Below are 14,697 nucleotides of genomic sequence, written 5' to 3' on the forward strand. Positions count from 1 at the left end.
TGGGTAGCAAATTATGGCACACAATATTCATTTCAATCAACAAACAGGCAAACACAGTTTTTTTTCAGTAAAAGAAAAAGCATGGCATGGGCTGGGCACTATTGTACAGGATTACCTCACCAGTGCGCAAGCAATACAATTCGCAGGATTGAATTATGACGTAGTGAAGCAGGATCTCTACACAACTGCTTACAATGCCGATGCACAGGCAATGGATGTTACTAAAAGAGTAAAGACCCACTTTGCCACTATACGTCCCGATACTGGAGATGTTTTGGGAGTAGTCGGTCAGGATTACGAAATCGTACAAAACAGAAACGCTTTTTCTTTTTTCGATAGCATTGTAGGCGGAGATGGCATTATGTATGAAACCGCTGGAGCATTAGGGAAAGGAGAACGCATATTCATTACCGCCAAATTACCAGATTATATAAAAGTGGGCAGTGATGATATGATTGAAAAATATATTTTCCTTACTACTTCACACGATGGAACGGGTAGCATTATAGCAGCTTTTACGCCTACCCGTATAGTTTGTAATAATACCCTGACATTGGCAATGGGTAATATGAGCCATTCCATAAAAATTCGCCATACTGCCAATGCAAAAGAGAGGCTGGAACAGGCGCACAAAGTAATGGGGTTAAGCAATACATTATCCGTAGAGCTGGAAACCCTGTTTAACAAATGGTCAAAGGTGCGCATTACTGATCCCCAATTAAAAAAATTAATTCAACAGGCATTGGCACCGAATAAAGAAGTCCTGACCAATCTGGAAATGGGCAAGGACGATGAATTAAGTACACAATTTAAAAACACAGTAGAAAGTGCTTACGCGTACGCCCTCGCCAATCCCTCCCAGCAATTGGATACCACTAAAGGAACCGTCTTTGGTGCTTACAACGCGATTACGGGTTATTTCCAAAATGTTCGGGAATATAAGAACAGCGAAAACAAATTGAAATCGATACTGTACGGCGGCACTGCTCAACAGCGCTCACAAACAGCCTTTAAACTTTGTTTGGACCTGGCTAAGAACTAACAACTCCCCGGCGGGGAGCGATCCCCGCCATTTTTTCACCTTCAATTGAGTAATATGAATAATCAACATAGCAATATGATGGCCGATGCCATGACCTTACATGAGGAATTCCCTATAGAAACGGCTTTTTTAGTGGACTTTATGCAGTTCGTTATCCACGCCGTAAAGACAAACTTTAATTACAACAAAAGCAAATGGGAACGACAGACGAAAATTTATGATTTCGATGTATGGGCAGACGCCATTGATGCCATTAATGACAGGTTAAAGGATAATAAACCAGTGCTAAAAAAGGATGCGGCAACATTTGCCCGTTTATTATTCCACGATGGGTACAGGATATTCACCCTTCATTGTTTATTTAGTCTCTGTCATGCTATTCCTGAAAATGACAAATTCAATAACCGGGTAATTCAACTATTCGCTTAATGTAAAGGATCATATTCACCGTATTCATTTTACAAACCATATAAAAATCTACAGTATGAAAAATAATTATGAAGAAAGAAGGCAAAACCGAATCGATTATGCCAACGATCAAGCGGATAAAAACAATAAATTATCCGATCAACTCTACAATCGGGCAAAAGAAATGGGTGCAGTCATCCCAATGGGGCAACCCATCCTTATGGGACATCATTCAGAAAAAAGAGATCGCAACTATCGCGAAAAAATTCATAACACTTTCGGAAAATCAGTTAAGGCATGGGAGAAAGCGAAATACTATGCTGATAAAGCAGAAGCCATTGAAAACAATACAGCCATTTTTGCTGATGATCCGCAGGCTACAGAGAAATTAAGGCAAAGAGTTGAAGAGCTGCAGAATCTACAAGACACAATGAAATTGATAAATAAACTGTTGAAGAAAAAAGATAAGCAAACCTTCTTAAAAATAGAAGGGGTTACCGAGGATTTATGGCAAAAGCTATCAACTCCTGATCGTGTACACGGTATCGGATTTCCACGTTATAAGCTCCAAAATAATAACGCCAATTTAAAGCGTCTTAAACTCAGGCTGCAAAATCTTGAATATTTAGCCACTAAAACTTCTGAGGAAATCACCATCGGCGAAGTTGTGATAAAAGCCAACATGGAAGCCAACCGGGTACAAATTTTTTTCCCGGGAAAACCTGCTGAAGAATTTCGAGCTACGCTCAAAAAGAACGGCTTTCGTTGGGCGCCATCTGAAAAAGCTTGGCAACGCCATTATACTGTTTGGGCTTTTAGATTGGCTCAAACGCTGGCCGCTCAATATCAATAGTTCAGCCTTTCAGGAATGCAAACTTTAAATTAATGAATATGAAAAAGTGTGACACCGCCGTATATAATAAAATTAAGCCTGATTATAAAGATACGATACTTTGGTTTTGCATAGGTGAAGTTTACCTATCTTTTGCAGAGGACGCCATAAAAACAGCCGGGATCCTTAACCTTCATTTATATGACGGTGAAGATCAAAATATGCAGATTGTAAAATTATGCGTGTTTCCTGTTAATGCTTTAGTACCTTATTTGCAAGCAATGGTTAACGCCCATTGCCAAATTGGTATTTGTTAATTAGTAGAAACAGCCCCCGGTAAAGGCATCCAGCCCACCTTATTTTAAGTATGAAGAAGCTGCCGTCCGAAAACATAGGACGGCAGCTTGTCATCAAATAAATTGATCATTTTTAAGCCAATACTATGGTACATAATAATAAAGATTTTGACCGATTCGTAGCCTCGCGGCAGGAAATCACTTATCAGCAGGCGTTACAGGTCGAAAATATAGCCGAGGTAATGAATAATTACGACAAATTTGACATTGTAAAAGTGTTTGCATATGAGCAGGATTTTTTTATCATACAGGTAGCAAGTGTCACAGCACAACCATTATTTATTGTTCCTGGAGAATTTCGGGATTATCAAGATGATACAATAGAAGATGCTGAACAATCTTTATTCGAGGAAAATAAGGTCTATATTATTGATGAAGAGGAAACAGAAATGACAAATAGTAAGGTGCCAATGATTGAAAAAGACAGTCTTGAAAAGAATATTCAGTCCGACAAACAAAACTGGATAATCAATTATAAATGGGCATTTATCGTTTCTTTCACCAATGCCCAGGGAGTAGCGCAATACATGTATCCAATCAATAGCTTTGGGCCGGATTATCTAAGCGCAAAAAACTTCCTTTTGATTAGGATGAAAAACAAAAAACAGGCATTGCACAAAATATTCAGTGCAAGAGCAGTTGCAGTCCACTTCGCCTATTACGCCGATTTTCAAGACGTACCCAAAGAATTATATGCATCTTTACCATTACCGGAAAAACCTGCTATGTTATAAGCAATTGTAACGTCCAGTAAGCTGCCGGCCGAAAACAGGGGCCGGCAGCTTGTCATTTAGATAATTATTTCTGTAGCGTAAATTAATTATGTAAATTGTAGGTAATAGAAAACACGTGTATGAAAGAATTTGAATATGGAACAGATGAGTTTTTCTACTATCAAAGACTTCCTAAAAAGAATGTCGGTAAAAAAGGTGCTCCTGTAATCCTGAAAATAATGTTATTTTTCCCTTTTTTCATCGCAGGGTATTTTATAGCCGATTTGATTTTACCTGCCCGAAAGCATGATGGATTGTTTTGGGGTAAAGCGGTTTTTGTCGCAATAATGATGATCGTTATTATCAGAAACATTTCACGCTGCCTATTCGGCCGTTAATGCTTTTGCAAATCGCAGTTCAATTTTATCCCTATTGTTTTTTATTATGTGCAACTGATATAGTTGGCCAATGGGACATGAGGCAAAATTAATAGCTGAAGTCCCAATAAAATACCCGCGCTTATTGCATAATACGGTTAATACAAAACGCCTGGCGTTGACAGGATCTTCAAAATAACAATTGATAGCCATTATTTTTTGCGCCCATATTTTGCAACGCAATGCAGCAGTAACTTCCCCCAACGGAATGTTATGTTCTTCGTACGAGTAAAGAGCGGGCTGAAAGCCGCCCTTTATTGCCTTTTGCCAACTCATTACATTATGCACCTTAAAGCTTTATTTGCTTTGAAAAGCGCTCAATTTATCTTTCATAGCTTTCATGCCGCTTTTTTCTAAAATATCGCTGGCAATTTGGGAAATTTCCCTTTTTGTTTCATTGTCAATTACACTTAAAATACCGGTCTGTTCTTTTCCTTCGACTGCCACACCATTTTCTATGACCTGACTCAATAGCAAAATATTTTTCCTGGAGATCTTCAGAGATACTTTCATTTCATCGTTCATTCCTGGAATACTTAACAACGTTTCATAAACCTTGGCAATTTCGCTTGCTTGCATAATCTTAAATTTCTTATTCACAAATCATTTTCACACAGTAAAAATATGAATATCGTTGCATCACAAAACAATTAACCCCTTCAGCTTTTGAAGGGGTCATTTAAAAAATTGGATTACATGAAACAGCGCTAACGCTTTTGGTCGGCTTGTTCACTTTCATTGTCGCTTGTCTTGAAAATGTTGATGCCAAATCCAATGGAATAAAATATCTGATTGTTATAAATCCATTCTTTGGTTTCTGGAGAATCCTGGTTGATCCAGTCCATGCCAATGCCAAAGCCTACCGAAAAGTTTTGATAGGAAAACAACAAATTGAGGCTTGGTGTAAATGCAGGTTTTTCGCTGGTATTCTTGATTAATCCTTTGGTTGAAATGGAATCCAGATTTATCTTGGATATAGCAAGTCCCCCCAATAATGAAAGTCCCACATTTTTAGTAAAGTTTAAGCGAACGCCAGCAGTTACCCCTAGATTCAAATCTGTAGTCCATTTGCCCGGAATATCCCCTACTTTACTTCTCATCCTAGCCAGGTAAGATATAGTTCCATAGCTGAATTCCAACCTCTTTAGTGGATTGTATTCATAGGCATATTTTAATAAATCATCCTTGCTAATCTCAAAATAAGCTTCCTCTTCCAAACCGATCACCAAGTCGGATTTTTCACCTTTGCTTTTTGCATTGAAAGTGCTGGTAGTTTCTTTCGGCACAACATGATTATATATAAGCGCCTTTTTTAAATTCGACACATGCGTCTGCTTACTCTCAAAAACTCCGTGCCGCGTGGACCATCGCTTAAATTTTATAATATATGTTTCATCGTTATCAACTGCTTTATGGATCGTGAATGTCGAATATAGAGGGGCACTCACCGTTGCAAATTCGTCAGCTGTTAAAGGCCGGCCTTCTCCATCTGTTTTTTCTAGCGTAGGCTGGCCATAAAAAATGTAGGTGGAGATGTCAAACTTCACATCATTGAGATTGATCTTGCGCTGCGCGTAACTGGCAAAGTGGAATAATAAAAGAACAAGGAAATAAGTCATTCTTTTAAACCAGATCATTGGGAGTAGTTTTTAAGTGGTTAAATACATGTAATTGCTTACGCAAAGCAGCAGAAATCTAGGCGAACGCAATACCGTTAAAACACCCTTTTTACCTATTCAGTTTCTGAAGGGGTATTTTATGGCTATTTGGCAGCCATTAATTTTACAGGGATAATCTGATTGTGTAATTGAAAATGTGATGTATGAGTATCAGGAAGATCCCGACGTGTGAAGAAGCGAAACAGCAAATTAAATTAGTTGATTACCTGGCGGCATTAGGCTACCGCCCCGAGAAAGTAAGCGGCAACGACTTTTGGTATTTATCCCCGCTGCATGACGAAAAAACGGCGTCGTTTAAAGTCAATAATAAAATCAACGCGTGGAAGGATTGGGGATCGGGCGAAAAAGGAACGTTGATAGATTTTGGCGTGAAATACCATAAATGCACAGTGAGTGATTTTCTCCAAAAATTGTCTGCTTTTAATTTTATCCCGAATCTTGAACAGCTTGGAAAAACCAAAGACAAAACCCTTACAGAAGATGATAAGAAAATTGTGATTACCAAAGTGCAAAGTTTATGCTCATTCTCACTCCTGCATTACTTGCAGCGACGAAAAATACCAGATAGCATTTCGAGACAATTTTGTAAGGAAGTGAATTATACCATGAATGGTAAAAATTACTATGCCATAGGTTTTAAAAATGATGCCGGGGGATATGAATTAAGGAACCGGTACAGTAAAGGATCCAGCGCTCCTAAAACTTCCACTTTTATTGATAATAAAGGCAGAAGTTTAGCGGTGTTTGAAGGTTTCTTCGACTTCCTCTCTTATAAGACTATTCAGGAGGGCCAGTGTGATGATGCAAGGAATTATTTAATACTTAACTCCACTTCTTTTTTTGAGCAACAACTGTCAAAAATGCAGGAGCATGAGAAAGTGCATTGCTACCTGGACAATGATAAAACAGGTGATAAATGCATCGAACTCGCATTGCAAACGGATAGCGGCAAGTTCATTGATGAACGGGGATTATTTAAAGGATATAATGACTTAAACGACTGGCATCAACACATTGGTCTACACCAGCAAATGAGGATGACGCCTAAACCTTAATTTTTGTTTCGCCAGCCACTCTATAGCCCATTTAATCATTTAACAATGTAGGTACAGGCCGCCAGCGGCCATCGATTGACGGCTGCGCCTCAATCCGCCAGATGTCCTCTTGGCTGCCGCCTGCGAGCATCTGGCTTTCCGGACGCTCCAAAGTCGCTGGAAAGGAGACTTCCATTAATTATTTATCAAACAGAAACTTTTCAATTCATGAGAGACGAAAAGCAATTCCGTGTAAAGCGAATTACCATACGCTTTACACATAAAGAATATGAGACACTGCATAATAAATATACGCAGACAACCTGCCGGGTATTTAACGATTACGTGCGTAATATACTATTCAATAAACCGGTGATCATTAAAACCCGCAATGGTTCCCTCGATGACATTATGCCAGTACTCATTTTATTAAAAGATGAGTTAAATGCCATCGGGAATAACTTCAATCAATTAGTCAAGCGACTACACACTTTACAACAAAGTGACGAGATAAAAATATGGGTGGTATTGAATGAAAATACACGCAAGATCCTGCTGGCAAAAATTGACGAAATAAAAACTAAAATCAATTCAATTTCCGACGAATGGTTGCAGTGATACAAAAGCCTTCCGATAGTATCCGCCACACCCTTAATTATAATGAAAACAAGATTAAGGACAACGTGGCCAAGTTAATTGATGCAGTAAATTATCCGAAGGATGCTGATCAGTTAACTTTTAAGGACAAATTGAATAGATTAAAAAACCAGGCGGCACTTAATCCACGCGTAAAAAAACATAGCGTGCATATCAGTTTGAATTTTGATCCTTCAGAAAGGGGAAAATTAACGCACGATCAATACAGGGAAATGGCAAAGAAGTATATGGAAGGAATTGGTTATGGCCAGCAGCCATATTTACTATATGAACACCTGGACAGCGGCCACCCCCACGTGCACATCGTTACCATTAATGTTCAGGCCAATGGAAAAAGAATTCCGTCTCACAACATCGGCAAAGAGAAATCAGAGCTGACTAGAAAAACTATTGAGAAAGAATATGGCATGGTCATCGCAGAAAAACAGATGCAGGCGGAGGAACACGCTTTAAAGCCAGTCACTATAAGTAAGGCGCATTATGGAAAAGCAGAAACCAAACGGCAAATTAGTAATATACTATATGGTGTATTGGATACCTATAAATATTCGTCATTAGCCGAACTCAATGCGGTACTGTTGCAATACAATGTGATGGCAGATCGGGGCGGAAAAGATTCAAGAATTTATAAAAATGGAGGACTGGTATATAGGGCCATGGAAAATGGCAAACCGGTAGGCGTTCCCATTCCTGCCAGCCACTTCTTCAACAAGCCCACATTGAAATTTCTACAACAGCAGTTTGAGAAAAATGACCGGCTTAAATATCAAATTAACCCCGCACAGAAACCGGCCATTACAGTTTCACCAGATAGGCGGCTAAAACAGGCGATCGATTTGGCCTTTAAAAAGCAAGAAATAAACTCCATAGCAAAACTAAAAGTTGCTCTTGAAAAAGACAGCATCCATCTGCATGCCTGGACCAATGCCAAAGGAGTTATTTATGGAATTACTTATACAGATCATAAAATGAAATGCGTGTTTAATGGTAATTCACTGGGCAAAGCCTATAGCGCGAATGCTATTCAGCAGCGTTGTCGTCCAACGTTACTATTAAATGAGCGACCAATAAAATTCAGCATCAGCAGGCCAGAAGAACCACACAGCATAAGTCCACATTTTTCATTTCAAGTACTTAAACAGGGTATTCAATCAATCATCGCGGAATTACAGCAGGAAGAATATGCCGGCCAGCTCGCCTACGAATTAAGAGAGAATGAACGCAAGCGAAAAAAACGAAAACAAAATATTCAGTAAAACTTTTCATTATGGCTATGAATACGGGAGAGAATGAACAGGGGTTAAGAAAAATCATCGACCTGCTTCGATTTATCAGCATCTTCATTTTGCTGTTGCATATCTATTATTACACTTACGAGGGGTTTGCTTCCTGGAATATCAGGACCAATATAAGCGATAATCTACTGAGAAATTTAAGCAAGACGGGATTATTTAATTTCTATCTGAAATCTAAATTAATTGCGTTGGCTTTATTGTTGCTCTCCTTATTAGGTGTTAAAGGCAGGAAAGACGAGCAGGCCAATTATAAAACGGCTTTGGCTTATTTCATCACCGGATTAATTGTCTATTTTATTAGCTTTTTATGCCTTTATTTGCCTTATCCATCCACTACAATCACTATTTGGTATGGAAGTGTGAATATTGCCGGGTATTTATTGATGCTGACCGGAGGCAGCGTTATTGCTCGGGTGATAAAAGCCAACTTTCGCGGGGATGTATTTAATAAACTTAACCAGACGTTTCCGCAAGAAGAAAGGAAATTGACCAATGAGTATTCGTTTAATTTCCAGGCGCAGTATAACCTGAAGGGGAAAGTTCGAAGTTCATGGGTTTCAATTGTCAATCCACGAAGGTCTGTATTGATTATGGGCAATCCTGGCTCGGCGAAAAGTTGGTGTTTCCTGGAGCCGATGATTCGCCAACAGTCAGCCAAAGCTTATGCGCAATTTATCTATGATTTTAAGTACCCGGATCTGACCCTGATTGCCTACAATCATTTTCTAAAAAACTGGCGCAATTATCCTGTTGCTCCACAATGGTGCGGCATCAATTGGCACAACCCGGAATACTCGCACCGGTGCAACCCGATATATGCGCCTATGATGCTGGAAATGCTCGATGCCGTTGAAGCGGCAACCAGCATTTTACTCTCTATGAATAAAAGCTGGTCCGGCAAACAGGGTGATTTCTGGGTGGAGTCCGCAAAAAATCTCCTGGCAGCGGTCTTTTGGTTTTTGAGAAAGTTTGCAGATGGCATTTTTTGCACTATACCTCACGCTATAGAATTGCTCCAATTGGAATACGACAAATTGTTTACCATTTTACGAACGGAAAAGGAAGTACAGACCCTACTCACACCCTTTATTTCCAGTTTTGAAAAAGGCGTTTTTGAGACTATAGATAATCAGATGGCGAGTGTCCGGGTGCCGTTGGGGCGCCTCTCCTCTCCCCTTTTATATTGGATTTTGTCGGGCAATGACTTCACCCTGGATGCCAACAATCCCCTGCAGCCAAAAATTATCTGCCTCGGTAACGATCCCGTCAAATCCGAGGCTTTGGCGCCCATTTTAAGCCTGTTTTGTGACCGGATGAACAAGATCATTAACCGGAAGGGACAATACAAAATTGCCTGCAATTACGACGAATTCAGCAGTCTCAGGGTCAGTAGTATTTTCCAGACGGTCGCAACCGGTCGCGGCCATGATATTGTTACTGTTTTGGTCGTCCAGGACGCTAACCAATTGCGTACACTTTACACAAAAGAGGAGGCCGAGGGGCTTATTAACATGACTGGGAATTTCATCTGTGGCCAGGTCAGCGGCGATAGTGCAAAGAGTGCCGCTGAACGCTTTCCCAAGATTATGCAGGACCGGCAGAGCATGTCTATTAATTCGTCTGACACGTCCGTGAGTAAATCGAAACAGCTGGACGCCGCCATTACCCCGGCAACGATCAGTAATTTATCTTCAGGTGAGTTTTGCGGTGTCGTGGCAGACAACCCCGATCAGCCGATCGATTTGAAAGCTTTCCATTGTAAGATAATCCAGGATAAAAAGGCTCTTGATGCAGAAAAAGCTGCTTATCTTCCGCTGCCCAAAGTAAGAACCGTTACCCAGGCCACCATTCTCCAGAATTACGAGCAGATTAAGCAGGATATCCAGGACATCGAGCAGGCGGTTTATGAGGAGATTCTAAATGATCCTGCCAAGCAGCATTTGCTTGTTAAGAAATAATTAATAGCGAAAGAAATTTCTTTGAAGGTTCATTAGGTGCATAACGCCGCTTTCAAACTCTGAATAAGAATACGAAAATGAAACTTAAAATAAACAAGCCGCTTCTAAAGCCAGCAAGAACGGGAGCCACGTTTCGTTCTAATTACAAATATTGGTTGCCTGTATTCATATTTTTAAAAATATCAATGCTACTTTTCTCCAGCCGTTCATTAAGTCAAAATTTGATCATAAATAACCCATATGAAACACCGTTAGTATTAGATTCGCTCATTAGCATAGAGGGTAAAACTCTGGATATTCACATAGGACCGGAAAATAAAAAAAGCCAGAATACAGTTTTCATTGAGTCTCCAATTCGAATAAATAACTCAACTGTCAAATCAACAAATCTACATGGCTCATTTTTTAAAGAGATGACTATATATAAATCTTTACTGTCGGGAACCCCCGTTTTGGTGTCATTTTCAAACTTTGACAAACTATACTTACTTAATTCACGCGTTTCGGAATCTCTTTTTATTAAAAACTGCAATATTGATGAACTTAAATTGTTACATGATACGATTGAGAAAACCATCTATTTTGAAAATTGTAACTTCAAAAATGTTCTAATTGGCAGCACAGATTGTAAAGGAAAGGTGTTATTTAACAACTGTACTTTTGGCAAGATAGACTTTACTGCCACAATATTTAACGAAGATGTTGACCTATCTGGAAGCAATTTCACGGATACGGTGAACATGGACTTTGCTTCGTTTCAAAAGAACCTTTCACTAAGGTCAATTCGTGCAAGCCAGCAAACAAATATCAGTTTCTTATTTACAGTTTTGCCGGACACCTTGGACTTTTCCGATAATGCGAATTCGGCAAATATAGTTGACTTGTACAACGCCAGACCAAAAGTATTCGCAAAGAAATGTGCAATTTTATTACATAGTACTGATGTAAGTAAAATTAAGATGAGCTATGACCGCTTTACCCTCGCATTCACTCGCAATATCTCGGCCGATGAAAAGTTAAGTATGTATGAAAAGTTACTTGAAAATTTTAAAAGGAACTCGTACTCTGAGAGTTTTAAATCACTTGATATAGAATACAAAAGATATAGTGCGCAACAAGGACCGTTTGGCTTTCTTTGGTGGATACCTGAATACTGGTGGCAATATGGATACAAGAAGGAAAACATTTTCACTATCATTTTTTGGGCTATCATGATTTTTACCGCTATCAATTACTTCAGCTATAAATACATGGCTACCAAAGTGTACTCAATTGAAAATATTTCAAAATATCCGGCCATAAGGATTTCCAACAAAATTTGGATAGCTTTTATATACACCATTATACTTTTTTTTAGTCTTTCACTAAAACTTGATAGAGTCAAATTTGACAGTACGATTGGAGTGCTATATTTATTCGTTCTTTATTCGTTTGGAACAATTAGCCTAGCATATATGGCAAATTATATAATTCAACATTAGTATATCTTCCAACTAAATTACATGCAATCGAATATTTCACTTTTACAAATCTTTGTTTCAGCCATAATTGGAGGCACGGTTACAGCAGTTCTTTATCCAATCGCAAAGTACTTTTTTGTTCGTTGGATCAATACAAGAAAGGTTAAGATCAAATTGCGTCCAGCCGATGAATCACCTATCAACGAACATATAAGCCATCCATTGCGCATTACAAACAAAGGCATTTCGACTATTAAATCAGCGACTTGCTTTATATTTATAGAATACTTACCGGAAGACTTAGTACCCCCAAATCAAGAACCAAATATCCAGGCGTATAGATCAAATAGTTCGTATCAGTGGTTGTCGCTGTCTTGGGCGCGAGTGATCGATGACAAAATTCGTTCGGTCACCGAATTAAATGTTGGTGATGAGGCTGATTTAAATGTATTTCGATTCCATAAAAGGGCCGAAGCACGCCCGTTGCTTCAAATCGCCTCGGAACAAGGCTTTCATAAATCTGGTTCTGGGAGGACTGGTAGGGTCTTACTTTTTGCGGATAAAGATTATCTATTTAAGATTAAAGTGACAGGAGATAACATATTTCCTATTACTAAAAGTTTTCGCTTTACTTATAAAGTATGTTCTATCCAAGACTTTTAGTCACAGAAATTTCGCCTAAAATGAAACTAGGTGTAAGAATTCCATTTAAAATTATGTTCAAAGTGTCTATTAAAGTTTGTTGTAAGACAAGCTAGAAAACATGAATTGAGCAATCGCTCAAGTTCGCTCATTTATATTGAGTTTATATTTGTTCCCAATTTTTCAAAGATATGAAGATTCCTAAACGGGATCCGTTGATCTTATGAATTGCAACTTTATGGTCAAGAGTATTTATGCGGCTTAAACAAATTCTCATTTCTCCTCAATTTGAATAGAATTTGAAATTTATTAATTGAAAATAGGTAGAGGAAAGGTCTAAATTCTCCAAATAAGTGGTGAAGGATTTATAATCTCTGTTATCGTAAAAAATTGACCTTTTACAAAGCATTCTCCTATTGTGTGCAGAACTCAATTTTTAAGCTTGTGTATCATAAGAAGATCATTTCTTCATTTCAAGGCAATGGTGAAGGAATTCTCGTTGTCACTTGTAGGCCTTTCTGTGATGGTTTCCAGCCGAACGCAATAAACGAAGCTGAAGATAGCAGCCCTGGTGACCTGCAGGAGTTGAAGCGCTTTTTGCTTGAATTCGTCTATATCGACAACTGCAACAAAATTTTCATCATCTAATACTTTCAATGGATCCGCGGCCACGATGTTTGTATCTTTTAAAATCAGGAGATTATGTTCCAGCTTATTACGCCAGTTCTTAAAATGTCTCAATTCACCTGTTTTTGTATTCAAGTCGCAGGCGATACTGAACAATGCGTTAAGATGAATGTTTCTCTGAGTTTCCAAAACAGGTTTTCTGTCTTTATCATTCCAGAATCGCTCAAAAAAAATATTCCCGCCTTCAACTTTATACAACTTGCAAATTCCAAGTGCAATCTTATCAAGGATTCCGTAGCAAATACGGTAGCTAGTCCTGAGTGATTCTGTTTGCGAATTAATGATCTCCCCCTCTAGTAACTCGGAAAAGTGAACATCATAGTCAAATGCTTCTTCTGTTTCAGACCTATAATAGTTCCATCGTGCAAATGCAAATTCAGATTTTATCCTGTTTAGAAGCAGTTCCAGTTGAGGTAATATTTGACCTTTGAATAACACATTAGTGATACCGATTTGCAATTCATCTTTTGACGTCGCAATACAATTGCAATAGATACTATGCTCGTTCAGCGTCAAAAATTTTTCTATGCAAAATTTCCTGAATGCGGTATGACTATTATGCTCTTTTTTCGTTTCCTCAATTTCTTTAGCGATATCTGCCAGCGAAAAACCGTAAGATTCGATAGACTTCACCGCCTCTGCCATTCCACTTACGCTGGTCTGCAATACAGTAGGGGGAAGGTTGCCAGTTTGTATTGCCATTTCATAACTCAAATAAATTTGTGCAAACAGTGCAACGGTAAGAGGGGAATTAGTATAATAACTAAGAAAGGTAAGATTTTTCGCCCGCGCAATCAATGCCTGAGGGAATGCCGGTTCACTTAGTAATACAATGTCCAGCATTTGTATTGCTTCAATGATACGAAAGACACCCATAAGCGAGTTAGACAAGTTAATAAGAATTTGGTGTAACATGGAGGTATCGTAGTCATTTTGTTTATAAGCCATCCAGAAAAGGTTGATTGGCTGTTGAAATTTTGCCGCTATTAATGAAATGGGATGAACACCCCTGTTATTTGAATAAAATATTCCGCATAGGCCTTGTTTAGCATTTGCTAAGTTGTAATAATAACTTGCTTTGGTGATAATTTTCTGAATAGCCACCTCATTTTCTTCTAAAAACTTAATACCTCTTAAGATATCCGCTTCATGCATAGTGACGCAGCCGATATCGATTAGAAAGCAATAAAGTTCTAATTGTAGAAAAAGTTGATTACTTGGTTTTGTTTGAATACACTCTTTAATTTGTTCGTCAATTATTGTTCTAGCTTGATCAAACTGTTCAGTATTCAAAAGGTAATTTAATTGTTCAGTGGTTTTGTTCATAAACCTGTAATGTGGGTTGTTGAATTAAGGAATTTTAAGCGAGAACCCTTCCGTATTGTAGATATGCATGCTAACTAGATGAAGCCTGAGTCTTACAACTATAAATAGCAATTTATTTAGCGGCTCATCGCGATTTTTGTGCGACCTCTATAGGACGAATAAATAGCCGTT

General features: G+C 38.6%; 15 protein-coding genes. 12 read left to right on the plus strand and 3 right to left on the minus strand.

The features are described 5' to 3' along the window. The first annotated feature begins 13 nt into the window (after positions 1 to 13). From AC5JBY_RS25735 to AC5JBY_RS25760, 6 genes are all read left to right on the plus strand, one after another. A complete protein-coding gene (locus AC5JBY_RS25735) occupies positions 14 to 1,042 on the plus strand; it encodes a DUF932 domain-containing protein (RefSeq protein WP_495907538.1) in 1,029 nt (342 codons plus the stop codon). Positions 1,043 to 1,096: 54 nt separating this feature from the next. Further along, entirely contained in the window at positions 1,097 to 1,471 is a 375-nt protein-coding gene (locus AC5JBY_RS25740; protein ID WP_495907539.1) for a hypothetical protein, read from the plus strand. Between the two features lie 55 nt (positions 1,472 to 1,526). Further along, positions 1,527 to 2,303: a DUF3560 domain-containing protein gene (locus AC5JBY_RS25745; RefSeq protein ID WP_495907540.1), complete on the plus strand. Its 777-nt coding sequence runs from the start codon at positions 1,527 to 1,529 to the stop codon at positions 2,301 to 2,303. 38 nt (positions 2,304 to 2,341) lie between these two features. Next, positions 2,342 to 2,599: a MutS N-terminal domain-containing protein gene (locus AC5JBY_RS25750; protein WP_495907541.1), complete on the plus strand. Its 258-nt coding sequence runs from the start codon at positions 2,342 to 2,344 to the stop codon at positions 2,597 to 2,599. Positions 2,600 to 2,724: 125 nt separating this feature from the next. Further along, entirely contained in the window at positions 2,725 to 3,372 is a 648-nt protein-coding gene (locus AC5JBY_RS25755) for a hypothetical protein (protein ID WP_495907542.1), read from the plus strand. A gap of 119 nt (positions 3,373 to 3,491) precedes the next feature. Then, a complete protein-coding gene (locus AC5JBY_RS25760) occupies positions 3,492 to 3,749 on the plus strand; it encodes a hypothetical protein (protein ID WP_495907543.1) in 258 nt (85 codons plus the stop codon). A gap of 336 nt (positions 3,750 to 4,085) precedes the next feature. On the opposite strand, the gene AC5JBY_RS25765 is transcribed toward AC5JBY_RS25760, so the two are convergent. Both AC5JBY_RS25765 and AC5JBY_RS25770 read right to left on the minus strand, forming a co-directional pair. Then, a complete protein-coding gene (locus AC5JBY_RS25765; protein WP_495907544.1) occupies positions 4,086 to 4,367 on the minus strand; it encodes a hypothetical protein in 282 nt (93 codons plus the stop codon). Positions 4,368 to 4,495: 128 nt separating this feature from the next. After that, positions 4,496 to 5,425, minus strand: a complete 930-nt coding sequence (locus AC5JBY_RS25770) for a hypothetical protein (RefSeq protein WP_495907545.1) — start codon at positions 5,423 to 5,425, stop codon at positions 4,496 to 4,498. A gap of 185 nt (positions 5,426 to 5,610) precedes the next feature. Here AC5JBY_RS25770 and AC5JBY_RS25775 point away from each other — a divergent pair, with 185 nt between their 5' ends. From AC5JBY_RS25775 to AC5JBY_RS25800, 6 genes are all read left to right on the plus strand, one after another. Then, complete coding sequence (locus AC5JBY_RS25775) at positions 5,611 to 6,522, plus strand: DUF8464 domain-containing protein (RefSeq protein ID WP_495907546.1); 912 nt, start codon at positions 5,611 to 5,613, stop codon at positions 6,520 to 6,522. 207 nt (positions 6,523 to 6,729) lie between these two features. Continuing rightward, positions 6,730 to 7,119, plus strand: a complete 390-nt coding sequence (locus AC5JBY_RS25780; RefSeq protein WP_495907547.1) for a plasmid mobilization protein — start codon at positions 6,730 to 6,732, stop codon at positions 7,117 to 7,119. Continuing rightward, positions 7,107 to 8,414, plus strand: coding sequence for a relaxase/mobilization nuclease domain-containing protein (locus tag AC5JBY_RS25785; protein ID WP_495907548.1), 1,308 nt, complete (start codon positions 7,107 to 7,109; stop codon positions 8,412 to 8,414). Before AC5JBY_RS25780 ends, AC5JBY_RS25785 begins: the two co-directional genes overlap by 13 nt. Before the next feature lie 11 nt (positions 8,415 to 8,425). Further along, positions 8,426 to 10,411, plus strand: a complete 1,986-nt coding sequence (locus AC5JBY_RS25790) for a YWFCY domain-containing protein (RefSeq protein WP_495907549.1) — start codon at positions 8,426 to 8,428, stop codon at positions 10,409 to 10,411. A 77-nt stretch (positions 10,412 to 10,488) separates the two neighbouring features. Beyond that, positions 10,489 to 11,892: a pentapeptide repeat-containing protein gene (locus AC5JBY_RS25795; RefSeq protein WP_495907550.1), complete on the plus strand. Its 1,404-nt coding sequence runs from the start codon at positions 10,489 to 10,491 to the stop codon at positions 11,890 to 11,892. A gap of 21 nt (positions 11,893 to 11,913) precedes the next feature. Then, a complete protein-coding gene (locus AC5JBY_RS25800) occupies positions 11,914 to 12,534 on the plus strand; it encodes a hypothetical protein (protein ID WP_495907551.1) in 621 nt (206 codons plus the stop codon). A 447-nt stretch (positions 12,535 to 12,981) separates the two neighbouring features. Here the strand turns inward: AC5JBY_RS25800 and AC5JBY_RS25805 are convergent, their stop codons facing one another. Further along, on the minus strand, positions 12,982 to 14,526 hold the full coding sequence (locus tag AC5JBY_RS25805; RefSeq protein WP_495907552.1) for an LA2681 family HEPN domain-containing protein: 1,545 nt from the start codon (positions 14,524 to 14,526) through the stop codon (positions 12,982 to 12,984). Between the last annotated feature and the right edge of the window lie 171 nt (positions 14,527 to 14,697).

It is taken from the genome of Paraflavitalea sp. (genome assembly GCF_059502485.1).